The sequence below is a fragment of the Streptomyces radiopugnans genome (genome assembly GCF_900110735.1).
Lineage (GTDB): Bacteria > Actinomycetota > Actinomycetes > Streptomycetales > Streptomycetaceae > Streptomyces > Streptomyces radiopugnans.
This window is the reverse complement of record NZ_FOET01000014.1, coordinates 72,380-85,815: the sequence shown is the minus strand read 5'-3', so window position 1 is coordinate 85,815 and position 13,436 is coordinate 72,380. Positions and strand designations below refer to the sequence as shown.

The 13,436-nt window shown below is 75.9% G+C and carries 10 protein-coding genes; 5 read left to right on the top strand and 5 right to left on the bottom strand.

Going from position 1 to position 13,436, the window contains the following annotated elements; genetic code table 11:
- Window positions 1-27 precede the first annotated feature (27 nt).
- Both BMY40_RS21690 and BMY40_RS21685 read right to left on the bottom strand, forming a co-directional pair.
- Window positions 28-1,731 carry a PucR family transcriptional regulator gene (locus BMY40_RS21690; protein ID WP_093662190.1) on the bottom strand — a complete coding sequence of 568 codons (1,704 nt, stop codon included), beginning with the start codon at window positions 1,729-1,731 and terminating at the stop codon, window positions 28-30.
- A gap of 227 nt (window positions 1,732-1,958) precedes the next feature.
- Entirely contained in the window at window positions 1,959-4,166 is a 2,208-nt protein-coding gene (locus tag BMY40_RS21685) for an ATP-binding protein (protein WP_425443151.1), read from the bottom strand.
- Between the two features lie 227 nt (window positions 4,167-4,393).
- On the opposite strand from BMY40_RS21685, the gene gabT reads away from it, so the two are divergent.
- Window positions 4,394-5,746, top strand: coding sequence for a 4-aminobutyrate--2-oxoglutarate transaminase (gene gabT, locus BMY40_RS21680; protein ID WP_093662186.1), 1,353 nt, complete (start codon window positions 4,394-4,396; stop codon window positions 5,744-5,746).
- Window positions 5,747-6,128: 382 nt separating this feature from the next.
- Entirely contained in the window at window positions 6,129-6,755 is a 627-nt protein-coding gene (locus tag BMY40_RS21675) for a phosphatase PAP2 family protein (RefSeq protein ID WP_342745085.1), read from the top strand.
- Here the strand turns inward: BMY40_RS21675 and BMY40_RS21670 are convergent.
- The gene (locus BMY40_RS21670) at window positions 6,752-7,402 is read right to left on the bottom strand and encodes a DUF4190 domain-containing protein (RefSeq protein ID WP_093662184.1); all 651 of its coding nucleotides are present in this window, start codon (window positions 7,400-7,402) and stop codon (window positions 6,752-6,754) included. The genes BMY40_RS21675 and BMY40_RS21670 overlap by 4 nt on opposite strands.
- Before the next feature lie 97 nt (window positions 7,403-7,499).
- On the opposite strand from BMY40_RS21670, the gene BMY40_RS21665 reads away from it, so the two are divergent.
- The gene (locus tag BMY40_RS21665) at window positions 7,500-8,537 is read left to right on the top strand and encodes an adenosine deaminase (RefSeq protein WP_342745084.1); all 1,038 of its coding nucleotides are present in this window, start codon (window positions 7,500-7,502) and stop codon (window positions 8,535-8,537) included.
- Between the two features lie 82 nt (window positions 8,538-8,619).
- Here the strand turns inward: BMY40_RS21665 and BMY40_RS21660 are convergent, their stop codons facing one another.
- Entirely contained in the window at window positions 8,620-10,068 is a 1,449-nt protein-coding gene (locus BMY40_RS21660; protein ID WP_093662180.1) for a gamma-aminobutyraldehyde dehydrogenase, read from the bottom strand.
- A 295-nt stretch (window positions 10,069-10,363) separates the two neighbouring features.
- On the opposite strand from BMY40_RS21660, the gene BMY40_RS21655 reads away from it, so the two are divergent.
- Together BMY40_RS21655 and BMY40_RS21650 are read left to right on the top strand one after the other, a co-directional pair.
- Window positions 10,364-11,113, top strand: a complete 750-nt coding sequence (locus BMY40_RS21655) for an ABC transporter ATP-binding protein (protein WP_093662317.1) — start codon at window positions 10,364-10,366, stop codon at window positions 11,111-11,113.
- Window positions 11,095-12,327: a hypothetical protein gene (locus tag BMY40_RS21650; protein WP_093662178.1), complete on the top strand. Its 1,233-nt coding sequence runs from the start codon at window positions 11,095-11,097 to the stop codon at window positions 12,325-12,327. The genes BMY40_RS21655 and BMY40_RS21650 overlap by 19 nt, the downstream gene beginning before the upstream one ends.
- Window positions 12,328-12,396: 69 nt before the next feature.
- On the opposite strand, the gene BMY40_RS21645 is transcribed toward BMY40_RS21650, so the two are convergent.
- Window positions 12,397-13,434: an ABC transporter ATP-binding protein gene (locus BMY40_RS21645; RefSeq protein ID WP_093662176.1), complete on the bottom strand. Its 1,038-nt coding sequence runs from the start codon at window positions 13,432-13,434 to the stop codon at window positions 12,397-12,399.
- Window positions 13,435-13,436: the final 2 nt, after the last annotated feature.

The window sequence follows — 13,436 nt, the reverse complement described above, 5'->3', positions numbered from 1 at the left end:
CCTGAGTGGCACCGGCCCTTCCGGGAGTCAGTCCTTCCGGGACCGCCCCTGGTCCCTCCGGACCGGGGGCACGGTCGCCGTCGCCTTGAGCGCCAGCCACAGCTCCATCCGCACGTCCGGATCGTCCAGCGACCGGCCGAGGATCTCCTCGACCCGCCGCATCCGGTAGCGGAGGGTGTGCCGGTGGACGCCGAGGTCGGCGGCGGCCGCGTCCCACTGCCCGTGCCGGGAGAGCCAGGCGTGCAGCGAGGCGACCAGATCGCCGCGGCCGTGCGCGTCGTGCTCGTACAGCGCGCGCAGCATTCCGTCCGCGAAGGCTCGCACCGCCTCGTCGGCCAGCAGCGGGAGCACCGAGCCGGAGGCCACGTCCTCGTGCTCGACCAGCGCACGGCCGCGGCGGCGGGCGACGGACAGCGCCTGTTCGGCCTGCTTGAAGGCCACGGCGACGGAGGCCAGCCCGGCGGGCGCCGACACGCCGACGACCACCGTGTGCTCCGCGCCGGCGCCCGCCGGGCCGCCCCCGCCCGCCGCCTCGGCCCGGCTCGCGAAGTCCGCACAGGCCGCCGCGGCGGCGCCGCCGTCCGCCACCAGTCCCACCAGCCGCCGGTCGTGCCGGACCAGCAGCACCGACTCCCCCGCCCGGGCGGCGGCCGACTCGGTCTTCTCGGCGAGCGCCTCCACACCGGCGGGCAGTGCGCCCTCCGGCTCCCCCGCCTCTCCCGCGGCGCCGCCCCCGTCCTCACCGGACTCCCGGGAGTCCGCCGCCCTGCGCCGTCCCGCCGCGCCCTCGGCCACGACCACCCGAAGCGGCTCGTCCAGCAGCGTGCCGTAGAGCGAACCGGCGACCGCCCGGGCGTGGTCGGCCTCCCCCGCCAGCAGCATCCGCAGCACCGCCGCGCCCAGTCTCTGCTCGGCCTCCAGCAGGGCGCGGGAGCGCTCGGTGGTCAGGGTCAGCAGGGCCACCGCGGAGTTGACGGCGTAGCGCTCGGCGGTGCCCGGCGGGGCGCCGGTGCCGACCGCGAGCACGGCCCTGACCCGGCGCCCGGAACCGATCGACTGCAGCTCCACCCGGTCGCCCGCCCGGCCGCCGGTCCCGCTCACCACAGCGCTCGCGGTGGCGGAGCGGTCGCGCAGCCGCCGCACCTCGCCGGTCAGCTCGGCGGCGCGGCGGGAGGCCCAGGACGGGGCGGCGGCGACCAGCGCGCCGGAGACGTCGTAGAGCGCGGCCCAGCCGTCCACGTGGGCCGCCAGCTTCGCCAGCAGACCGGATGCGCCGCGCGCGGAGAGCACGGCGCGGGTCATCTCCCGCTGGGCCTCGAACCCGGCCTTGACCGCGCGGTACTGCTCGGCGGCGTTGGCCGCCGAGACCGCCTTGCCGATGGCCAGGAACGGGGTGCGCCGGGGCACCTCCAGCAGCGGGAAGCCCGCCTCGCGGGCGGCGTCCAGCAGCGCCGGAGGCACCGTGTCGTAGGCGACCCCGGCCGCGAAGCCCAGCCCGACCACACCGGCGGCGTCCAGCCGGGCGACGTAGCGGCGCATCGCCTCCGCGTCCTCGACGTCGAGCTTCATCGCGGTGACCAGCAGCAGCTCCCCGCCTTCCAGATACGGCACGGGGTCGGCCAGCTCGCTGACGTGCGCCCAGCGCACCGGGGTGTCCAGCCGCCCCTCGCCCGCGAGGACGGCGAGCTTGAGGGAGGAGTGCTGGACCAGCGAGGCGAGGGTGATCGGCATGGCTGACCTGAGGCCCTTTCCGGCGGTCGACCGCCGGCCGGCGGCCCGGCAGGCGGGGGAGGAGGGCGGCGGGTACTGTCCGTGCGGTAGCAAGGATAAGGCCGCGCCACCACCGACCGTACGGCCGCGCGCGCCGTCGTGCGCCCTCCCGCGCCCAACCCGTCGCGCCGCCTCCCGCGCGCACCCCGGAGCCCGCGCCCGCAGCCCAGGCCGCACGCGCGCCCCGGCTACTCCCCGAGCCGGGTGAGGACCGGCGGGCTCGCCTCGCCCCGGAAGGTGGTCAGCGACACCACCGCGTGGCCCGGCGGCACCTTGTGCGCCAGGTCGGAGGCGGACCAGCGCTCCCGCTGGACCGTGCGCACGGTGACCGAGCGGGTGGTCGCCCGCACCCCGGTGAACAGGGTCCGGATCCCGCGCAGGGCACGCCGGAGCGTGCCGCCGGAGAAGTCGGGGTTGTGGGTGACGTCCTCGGTCTTCACCCAGTCGCGGCCCCACGCCTGCGCGAACACCTCGCCGTCCCAGGTGCTCACCCCCGACAGCACCACCCGGCAGCCGACCGCCCCCACCGCCGCCGCACGCAGCGGCTCGGGCACCTCGTCCAGACTGCGCAGCGCCAGCACCACCCCCGCGTTGGCCGTCCGCAGCCGCTGGACGGCGCGTACGGAGGCGGGGGTGAGGGTGTGCGCGGCGTCGTCGAGGACCAGGCAGGCGAAGAGGGACCGCTCGTCGCGGTCGCGGGCGCAGGCGGTGAACTGGGCGAGCAGCAGCCGGGCCAGCAGCCGGGAGGCCTCGGCGTGGCCGCGTTCGGGCAGGTCGATCCGCACTCGCAGCGGGTGCGCCAGATCGCGCATGGCGAAGGGGCGGGTGGTGCCTCCGGTGTCGAAGAACCCGGCGAACGCGGGCCGGTCCAGCAGCGCGATCCGGTCCGCGAGCAGCGGGCCCGGATCGCCGGGCCGCCCGGACTGGCGCTCGCGGGCGTCCAGTTCGCGCAGGGCCGCGCCGTCACCGGCCGCCTCGCACGCCTGGCGCAGCGCGGCGAGGGCGACGGGCACCCCGTCGAGCAGCTCGCGCAGCTCGGGCACGGACGGGAAGCGGCCGTGGGCGCTGCGGTGGGGGCCGATGAGCTGGGCGAGCGCGGTGGCGGCGCGGCGGGTGTCGGACTCGCCGCCGAAGCCGCCCGCACCGCCGGGGCCCACCGGGCCGCCGGGTGCGTCCCCGACCAGCGCCTCGGCCAGGACGGCGGCGGCCTCGTCCGGGTCGTCGGAGCCGCCGTAGAGGTCGAGGTCGTGGGGGCTGCCGGGGTCGCCGAGCCGGATCACCACGTCGTAGGCCTCGTCGGGGCCGAGTCCGGCGCCCGCCGCGCCCACGGCGACCACGGCGGCCCGTCCGGCGAGGGCCTGGAGGGCCAGGGACTCCACCACCGGCCGCACCACCCGGCTGGTCTTGCCCGCCGCCGACGGCCCCACCACCAGCATCGAGGTGCTCAGCAGCGCGGGCTCCAGGGCGAGGCGTACGCCGCGGTAGGCGTACGGGTTGCGCTCCTCGTCGGGCGCGGCACCCAGCCGCACCTGCCCGGTCAGCAGATCGTGCCGGGCCGCCCGGACGGGCAGGTCGCGGTCGCCGGAGGGGTGGGCGAAGGCGGCAGCCCCCCGGTCGAGTACGGCCTCGGTGAAGGCGGGTAGCTGCTCGTACCGCGACCGCGCCGCCTGCCAGGCGCGGTCGATCCGGACATAGTCGACGTCGTTCATCCGGCCGCCGTGGATCTCGGCCGCCAGCCGGTCGGCCGCGGCGCGCTCGCCCACGGCCCGCAACTGTGGCCACAGCGCCGGGTCGGAGGGCCCGCCGGGGGGCTCGGCCGCCGGGGCGGCGGAGCCGTCCGCCCCTCCCCCGGTCCCTTCCCCGGCACCTCGCGACCCGCGCAGCCGGGGGCGCACATGGCGCCGCCAGATCTCGCCGCCCCGGGCCATCCAGACGACAACCGAGAAGAAGACGACGGTGAACAGGTACTCGTAGATCTTCGCTGCCCGGACGAATGCCACGTGGTCTCCGCCCGGCTCACGCCAGGAGTCGGGCGTGAACCATTCCAGCGGCTTCACCCAGAACTCGATGTAGCCGTTCCAGCACAGCGACCACACCAGCAGCCCGCAGAGCACCACCAGCGCCGCACCGCCCAGCAGCTGCCGGTCCTCCAGCCGGTCGGGGTCCTCCGGCGGCCTGGGACGGTGCCCGTACCGCCAGATCCCCGGGCCGGCCTCGGGCCGCGGGGTGCGCAGCCACTCGCTCAGGGGCGGCCCGGCCGCGGGCGCCTGCCGCGGCATCGGGGGCGCGGGCGGGGCCGGCGGCATCACCGGCAGGTCCCCTCGCCCGCCGTGCGCCCCGCGCGGGTCCCGTGGATCCCCCGCGCCCCATGTCCCGTGCGCCCCGCCGTCCACCATGCCCCGCTTAGCTCCTCGTCCGGCACGCCCTCGCCCGTCCACCGTCCCAATCTAGTCCCCGGGAACCGCAGTTGGCCGCCGTACACGAACGGCCATGTCCACCGCGGCCAACACGACACGGACACTTCTCCGCGGCGGTGCATGTCGACGTGCCCTCCCCCGGCCTAGCCTGCGAGAAACCACACCCTTGAACACCCCTTCGCACCGATGAGCCCGAGGAGTCTGCCATGACCGAACTGTCCGGAGGCCCCGCCCTCCCCCAGGAGCGCCGCGTCGTCACCGCGATCCCCGGTCCGAAGTCGCAGGAGCTGATGGCCCGCAAGCAGGCGGCCGTGGCGGCGGGCGTGGGGACGGTCATGCCCGTGTTCGCCGCCCGCGCCGGGGGCGGCGTCCTGGAGGACGTCGACGGCAACTCCTTCATCGACCTGGGCTCCGGCATCGCCGTGACCTCGGTCGGCAACAGCGCCGAGGCCGTGGTGCGCCGCGCCGCCGCCCAGCTGGAGCGGTTCACGCACACCTGCGTGATGGTGACCCCCTACGAGGGCTACGTGGAGGTCTGCGAGGAGCTGGCGAGGCTCACGCCCGGCGACCACGCCAAGCGGTCGGCGCTGTTCAACTCGGGCGCCGAGGCGGTCGAGAACGCCGTGAAGATCGCCCGCTCGTACACCGGGCGCCAGGCCGTCGTCGTCTTCGACCACGGCTACCACGGCCGCACCAACCTCACCATGGCGCTGACCGCGAAGAACATGCCCTACAAGCAGGGCTTCGGCCCGTTCGCTCCCGAGGTCTACCGGGTGCCGGTCGCCTACCCCTTCCGCTGGCCCACCGGTCCGGAGAACTGCGCCGAGGAGGCCGCGGCCCAGGCGATCGACCAGATCTCCAAGCAGGTCGGGGCCGGGAACGTGGCCGCGATCGTCATCGAGCCGCTGCTGGGCGAGGGCGGGTTCATCGAGCCCGCCAAGGGCTTCCTGCCACGTATCGCCGAGTTCGCCCGCGACAACGGCATCGTCTTCGTCGCGGACGAGATCCAGTCCGGCTTCTGCCGCACCGGCCGGTGGTTCGCCTGCGAGGACGAGGGGATCGTCCCGGACCTGATCACCACCGCCAAGGGCATCGCCGGCGGCCTGCCGCTGGCCGCCGTCACCGGCCGTGCCGAGATCATGGACGCCGTGCACTCCGGCGGCCTCGGCGGCACCTACGGCGGCAACCCGGTGGCCTGCGCCGCCGCGCTGGGCGCGATCGAGACGATGCGCGAGCTGGACCTGAACGCGAAGGCCCGCCGCATCGAGGAGATCATGAAGCCCCGGCTGGAGAAGATGGCCCAGCAGCACGGCGTGATCGGCGAGGTCCGCGGCCGGGGCGCGATGATCGCGATCGAGCTGGTGAAGCCCGGTACCAAGGAGCCCCACCCCGAGGCCACCGCCGCCGTCGCCAGGCACTGCCACCAGGCGGGCGTGCTGGTGCTGACCACCGGCACCTACGGCAACGTGGTCCGCTTCCTGCCCCCGCTGGTGATCGGGGAGGATCTGCTGAACGAGGGCCTGGACGTCGTCGAGGAGGCCCTGGCGAGCCTGGGGTGACACCCGGAGCGATCCCGGGACGACCCCGGAACGATCCCGGAAAGAGGAGCTGCGTGAAGAACGTGTGCGGGGGCCATGGCCTTGCGGTGACACGCCTGTCCGTCGCCCGCCGTCTGCCGTACGGTCTTCCTCGGAAGAACGCAGTGTCCCGCCCGCGGGTCTCCGCGGACGGTGCCGAGCCGGTGATTCCCCTCATCCGGTCCGGCCGTGCCCTCGCGCACACTCCTCACCGATCGGACGGCCGCCCGCCCCATACCCCCCGGGGCGAGCGGTGACCGGTCGCCACGGCGGCCCCGGAACCCTCCCCCCTGTTCCGGGGCCGCCGTTCCGCGTTCCGCGGCGGCTCCCGGTCCCGGCTCCGCTCCTGACGGTCCTCCTGGCGGTGGTTCTTCCCCTACTGCTCTTCGCCGCGGTCACCTGGCAGGTGACCGCGGGCGGCCCGCTGGCGGAGGGGGACAAGCGCCTGGCGCGGGAGATGCGCGAGGACGCCCCGCCGACCGCGCTCGCCGAGTTCCTGGCCGACCTGGGCAACATCGAGGTCGCGCTGCCCGTCCTGGCCGCGGCGCTGGCGTACGCGTGGGTGCGCGGACGCCGCCGGAGCCGCCGACCGCCGCCGGCGGTCGCGGCTACCGCCGCGGCGATGGCCGCCGTACCGCTGCTGGTGGCGCCGCTGAAGGCGCTGACCGGCCGGCCCGGCCCGCTCGACGGCACCGGCTACTTCCCCTCCGGCCACGCGGCGACGGCCTTGGTCGCCTACGGCGCCGCCGCGCTGCTGGTGCTGCCCCACGTCCGCGCCCGGCTGCGGTGGGCCCGGTGGGCGCTGCCGGCGGCTGCCGCGCTGGTGTGCGCCGCCGTGGGCGCGGGGCTGGTGTGGCGGGGGTACCACTGGCCGCTGGACGTGCTGGGCAGCTGGTGCCTGGGCGTACCGCTGCTGGCCGCCGTCCTCGCCGCCTCCCGCGCCTCCCGCGGGTCCGGGCGGCGCCGCCCGGACCCGCCGGGCGGTTCCTAGAGCCCCCCGGCGGACGGGCCGTGCCCGCCGGCGCCGGGCATCCGGTCCACCACCTGGGTGTGGTTGGTGTCCTCGTGCCAGGAGTCCTCCTCCGCCGGGCCGAACCGGTCGATGTTGAGGAAGAACCAGGCGCCCAGCGCGATGATCACGGCCGAGATCACGAAGGAGACCACCCCGAGGACGAGTCCGGCCGTCGCCTGGCCGCTGCCGTACGCCTCGCCCCGCTTGATCCTGCGGCGCGCCGCGACGCCCAGGCCGATGGCGACGGGGCCGGTGACGACGGCCAGGACCGCGCCGTAGAAGGTCGTCACCAGCACCATGCTGACGATGCCGAGGACCATCGCCGCGGTGCAGATGCCGCTGGTCTGCGGCGGCGGAGGGAGCGGCGCCCAGCCGGGCACCGGCCCCACCGGGCCCGCCGGACCGTATCCGTGGCCGGGCTGGGGCGCGGCACCCGGCCACGGGCCACCGTACGCGTGCCCCTGCCCGTAGTCCTGCCCGTAGCCCTGCCCGGGCGGCTGCGGCGGCTGCCCGGCCGGCGGCACGAACGCCGTCACGGTCGGCTGGCCGGACGGCGGCGCGCCGGCCTCCTGCCCGCCGGCCTTGCCGAGCGGTACGCCCTCCCCCGGGCCCGGGTTCTCCGGCATGTCCCCTCCTCGTCGCGTGTCCGGCCATCGTAGGCGTGCGTGCGCCTCGCCCGGCCCCCGCCTACCATGGCCGCGCCCCCGTCCATCTGGAGGAATCTTGCCCAGCCCCGGCAGCGGCGGTCTGTCCGCGTTCATCGCCGGCCTTCCCAAGGCCGAACTCCACGTCCACCACGTCGGATCGGCCTCCCCCCGCATCGTGGCCGAGCTGGCCGCCCGGCACCCGAACTCCGCGGTCCCGGCCGACGAGGAAGCTCTCGCGGAGTTCTTCACCTTCAGTGACTTCGCCCACTTCATCGAGGTCTACCTGTCCGTGGTGGACCTGGTCCGCGACGCCGAGGACGTCCGGCTGCTGACCTACGAGGTCGCCCGGGACATGTCCCGCCAGAACATCCGCTACGCCGAGCTGACCGTCACCCCCTACAGCTCGACGCGGCGCGGCATACCCGAGCGCGCCTTCATGGAGGCCATCGAGGACGCCCGCCGGGCCGCGGCCGCCGAGCTGGGCGTCACCCTTCGCTGGTGCTTCGACATCCCCGGCGAGGCGGGGCTGGAGGCCGCCGAGGAGACCGCCCGGCTGGCCTGCGAGCTGCGCCCCGAGGGCCTGGTCTCCTTCGGGCTGGGCGGTCCGGAGGTGGGGGTGCCGCGCCCGCACTTCAAGCCGTACTTCGACCGCGCGATCGCCGAGGGGCTGCACAGCGTCCCGCACGCGGGCGAGACCACCGGGCCGCGGACCGTCTGGGACGCCCTGGACTCCCTGCGCGCCGAGCGCATCGGGCACGGCACCAGCTCCGTGCGCGACCCCGAGCTGCTGGCGTACCTGGCCGAGCACCGCATCCCGCTGGAGGTCTGCCCGACCTCCAACGTCGCCACCCGCGCCGTCGCCTCGCTGGACGAGCACCCGATCGCGGAGATGGTCAAGGCGGGGGTGCTGGTCACCGTCAACAGCGACGACCCGCCGATGTTCGGCACCGACCTGTGCACGGAGTACGAGATCGCCGCCCGGCTGCTGGGGCTGGACGCGGCCGGAGTGGCGGAGCTGGCGAAGAACGCGGTGACGGCCTCTTTCGCGCCCGCGCAGGTCAAGTCCTCCCTGACGGCCGAGATCGACGCGTACCTGGCCGCCTGGCCGCGCTGACCGGATCGCCGGCCGGCTCCGGCCCCGCGCCCGGGAGGGGTGCGGGGCCGGAGGGCGGCAGGCGTGCCGGGGCACGGGCGTCTCAGAGGGCCGTCATCACGTGCTTGACGCGGGTGTAGTCCTCCAGGCCGTACGCGGAGAGGTCCTTGCCGTAGCCGGACTTCTTGAAGCCGCCGTGCGGCATCTCGGCGACCAGCGGGATGTGGGTGTTGATCCACACGCAGCCGAAGTCCAGCGCCCTGGACATCCGCATCGCACGGGCGTGGTCCTTGGTCCACACCGAGGACGCCAGGGCGTACTCGACGTCGTTGGCGTACCGAACGGCCTCGGCCTCGTCGGTGAACCTCTGGACGGTGATGACCGGGCCGAAGACCTCGTTCTGGACGATCTCGTCGTCCTGCCGCAGGCCGGAGACCACCGTCGGGGCGAAGAAGTAGCCCCTGTCGCCGACGCGGTGGCCGCCGGTCTCGACCTTGGCGTGGTCGGGCAGGCGCTCGATGAAGCCGGTGACCTTCTCCAGGTGGGTGGGGTTGTTCAGCGGCCCGTAGAAGCAGTCCTCGTCGCCGAGGTCGCCGGTCTTCACCTCGGCGGCGGCCTTGGTGAGGGCCGCGACGAACTCGTCGTGGACCGACTCGTGGACCAGTACGCGGGTGGCCGCGGTGCAGTCCTGTCCGGCGTTGAAGAAGCCGCCGTCGCGGATGCCCTCGACGGCGGCCGGGATGTCGGCGTCCTCGAAGACCACGCAGGGGGCCTTGCCGCCCAGCTCCAGGTGGACCCGCTTGACGTCCTTGGCCGCGCTGCCGGCGACCTCCATGCCCGCGCGGACCGAGCCGGTGATGGAGGCCATCGCCGGGACGCGGTGCTCGACCATCAGCCGGCCGGTGTCGCGGTCGCCGCAGACGACGTTGAAGATCCCGGCGGGCAGGTCCAGCTCCTTCAGCACCCCGCCGATGATCTCGGCGAGCAGGACGGTGGAGGCCGGGGTGGTGTCCGAGGGCTTGAGGACGACGGTGTTGCCCGCGGCCAGCGCCGGGGCGAACTTCCACACGGCCATCATCATCGGGTAGTTCCACGGCGCGACCTGGGCGCAGACGCCGACCGGCTCGCGCCGCACGAAGGAGGTCATGCCCTCCATGTACTCGCCGGCGGACTTGCCCTCCAGCAGGCGGGCGGCACCGGCGAAGAAGCGGACCTGGTCGAGCATCATCGGCAGCTCCTCCTGCCGGGTCAGCTCCAGCGGCTTGCCGGTGTTCTCGCACTCGGCCGCCAGCAGTTCGTCGGCGCGCCGCTCGATCGCGTCGGCGATCTTGAGGACGGCGGTCTGCCGGGTGCCGGGGGTGGCGTCGCGCCAGGCGGGGAAGGCGGCCTCGGCGGCGGCCATGGCCGCGTCGACGTCGGCGGCGGCGGACAGCGGCGCCGTCGCGTACACCTCGCCGGTCGCCGGGTTGACGACCTCGGTGGTGCGCCCGTCGGCGGCGTCCCGGAACTCCCCGTCGATGTAGTTGCGCAGCCGACGCAGTTCGGTGCCCATCTTCGCGCACTCCTGCTCTGTTGTCCGATGAGTGGAACACCCACCCTAACCATCGAAGAACGTGTTGGGCACACCTGCCCGTCCGGGATTTCTTCCGCTCCGGGCACCCGAATGGCGGAAATACTGGAGAGAACTCTCCGAAGGACCATTCGGAGGAAACTGGGCGGCTCCCGCGCCCGCCGCCACCGCGGCCGCGGCCGTGGTCCGTACCGTGCCAGTGACCGATCCCCCTGGCGCTCGTTGCAAGCCGTCGGGGAGGAGGCACGACCCAAGGCGAGGAGCGGAGGTGCCCGTCATGGTGGCCGCACCCGAGGACCTGCTCCGGGCGCGCGGGCTGCACCACGAGTACGAGGGCTCGCCCGCGCTGCTGGACGTGTGCGTCGGGGTCCGCGAGGGCGAGATCCTCTGCGTCACCGGACCGCGCGGCTGCGGCAAGTCCACGTTGCTGGGCTGCCTGTCGGGACGGCTGGTGCCGGCGCGGGGCGAGGTGTGGTTCGACGGCGTCCCCCTGCACACCCTGCCCGTACCGGCCCGCGAGCGGCTGCGCCGCGACCGCTTCGGCTGGATCGGCAGCGAACCGCACCTCCTGCCGGAGCTGACGGTGTGGGAGAACGCCGCGCTGCCGCTGCTGCTGTCGGGCGCCGGGCGGCGCCGGGCCCGCCGCACCGCGTGCGAGTGGCTGGAGCGGCTGGACGTCGGGTACTGCGCCCGCAGCCGGCCGGGCGCGCTGCTGCAGGCGCAGCGGCAGCGGGTGGCCATCGCCCGCGCGCTGGCCCACTCCCCGGCGGTGGTCTTCGCCGACGAGCCGACCGCGCCGCTGCACCAGGCCGATCGCGCCCAGGTGCTGCGCACCCTGACCACCGCGGCCCGCTCGCACGGGATCACGGTGGTGCTGGCCAGCCACGACGCCAGGGTGGCGGGAGTGGCGGACCGCGCGGTCACGCTCGTGGACGGCCGCCGGGTGGGCCCCGACGCCCCGCCGCCCACGGACACGCCCGTGAGACCCGGTCCGGAGGGCAGGGCAGCGTGCTCGCTCTCCGCCTAGTACGCACCTCCCGTCCCTCGGCGCTGGCACGGCGGACGCTGGTCGCCTGCACCGCGGGAGCCGTGGGATTCCTGCTGCTGAGCGCGCTGGGCCATGCCGTCGCCCACCCGGAGCGGCCCGGCGCGGCGGCGGCCCGGCTGCTGTGGTGCGCGGTGCCGCTGGCCGCCTGTGTGCACCTCGCCGTCACCGTCGTACGCAGTGACCCGGGTGTGCGCCCCCGGGCCGGGCTGGACGCGGTCGGAGTGGGGCCCGCGCGGCTGCCGCTGCTGGCCGCGCTCGCCACGGGCCTGTACTGCGCGCTGGGGTGCGCGCTGGCCCTGCCGGTCTTCCTCCATCTGCGCGGCGGGCTCGGCGGCGCGCTCGACGGCGCGTTCGGCGGGGCCCTGGACGGGGCGCCGCTGGCCGGGGCGGCGGGTGAGCTGCTGGGCGCCGGGCATCCGCTGCCGCGGGCTGCGGCGCTGACGCTGCTGGCGGTGCCGCCGCTGGCCGCGGCCGGGGCGAGCGCGGTGACCGCCCGGATGCGGGCGGTGCCCGGCGGCCACCGGCCGGGACCGGCCGCCGCCCTCCCCCACCGGCCGCCGCCGGTGCCCGCCGGGCTGCCCTGGGGGGTGGCGGTCACCGCGACCGGTCTGGCCCTGGAGGCCTACGCCGTCGAGCGGTTCATCGCCTCCGCCGGCCCGCGGATGCCGCTGCCGGGCCCGCTGGACGCCCTGGGACCGGGGATCGTGGCCGGCTGGCTGCTGATCGCCGCGGGGCTGGTGCTGGCCGGTCCGGGCCTGGTCCATCTGTGCGGGCTGCTGCTGGCGGTCGGGCGGCCGGGGGTGCTGCGGCTGCTGTCGGGCCGGGTGCTGCGGGAGGAGGCCCCGCGCGTGGGCCATCCGGTGGGGGTGCTGTGCGCGGTGACGGCGGGGGCGCTGGCCGCGGCCCGGCTGCGCGGGCCGGGTGCGGTCCTCGGCGGCGGGGCGCCGGCCGTGGGGCCGCTGGCCGCGCTGGGGACGGCGGTGGTCGTGGTGTGCGCGGTGGCGGGCGCGCTGAGCGCGGCGTCGGAGTTCCGTGCGGCCCGTGCCCCCGCCAACGACGGGCTGCGGCGGCTCGGCGTACCGCGGCGGCTGCTGCGCGCCGCCGCCGCGCTGCGGGTGGCGGCCCTGCTGGGTGTGCTGGTGCCGACGGCCTGGCTGGTGGCGGAACTGGCCTCGGCGCCCCTGGTGCGGTGAGGACGGGACCGCGCCGCCCTGCCCGCCCGTTGCCCCGTCCGTTCCCTCTGTCCGCGTTCCCGCCCGCGCTCACCGCGCGGGCAGGACGACCACCTCGTCCGCGTCGAAGGCTGCGGACACGGCGGTGCCCGGATCGGGTGCCGTGTGCAGGGGGCAGGAGGCCTCCAGCGCGGGTCCGCGCCCGGGTGCGAGCAGCAGGGAGATCTCCGAGGAGCCGCCGCCGCGCAGGGTGCGGGCGGTGACGGTGCAGGGCAGTCCCCCACCGGGGTCGGTGAGCCGTACCCCGGCGGGGCGCACCAGCAGGGTGCACGGCCCCTGCGGCGCGCCGGGCGGTACGGGCACCGCGCCCCAGGGGGTCTCCGCGCTCCGCCCCCGCACGGTCGCCGCGGCGAGGTTGGTGAAACCCAGGAAGCGTGCGACGAACTCCGAGGCTGGGCGGAGCCACACGTCCACCGGGCTGCCGGTCTGGGCGATCCGCCCGGCCTCCATCACCACCACCCGGTCGGCGAGCGCGAACGCCTCGCCCTGGTCGTGGGTGACGGCCAGCACGGTGGTGCCCAGACGGCGGAAGAGCTGCCGCAGCTCCACCACGAGCCGCTCGCGCAGGGACCGGTCGAGCTGGCCGAGCGGCTCGTCCAGCATCAGCAGGCCGGGGCTGGGCGCGAGCGCGCGGGCGAGCGCGACGCGCTGCTGCTCGCCGCCGGAGAGGGCGGCGACCGGCCGCCTCTGCGCCCCGGGCAGGCCGACCAGTTCCAGCAGTTCGGCGACCCGCTCCTCGGCCCTCGCGCGCGTTTCGCCGCGCATGCGCGGTCCGAAGGCGACGTTGCCACCGACGTCGCGGGTGGGGAAGAGCTGGTGGTCCTGGAACATCAGGCCCACCCCGCGCCGGTGCGGGGCCACGCCCCGCTGGTCGCGGCCGGCGAGCAGCACCCGTCCGGCGTCCGGCTCCGTCAGTCCGGCGACGGTCCGCAGCAGGGTGGACTTGCCGCTGCCGGAGGGGCCGAGCACGCAGACGATCTCGTGTTCGGCGACGTCGAGGTCGACGGCGTCCAGGGCGGTGCGCCTCCCGAAGCGCACGGTGACGGCGTCCAGTCGCAGCGATGCCATCC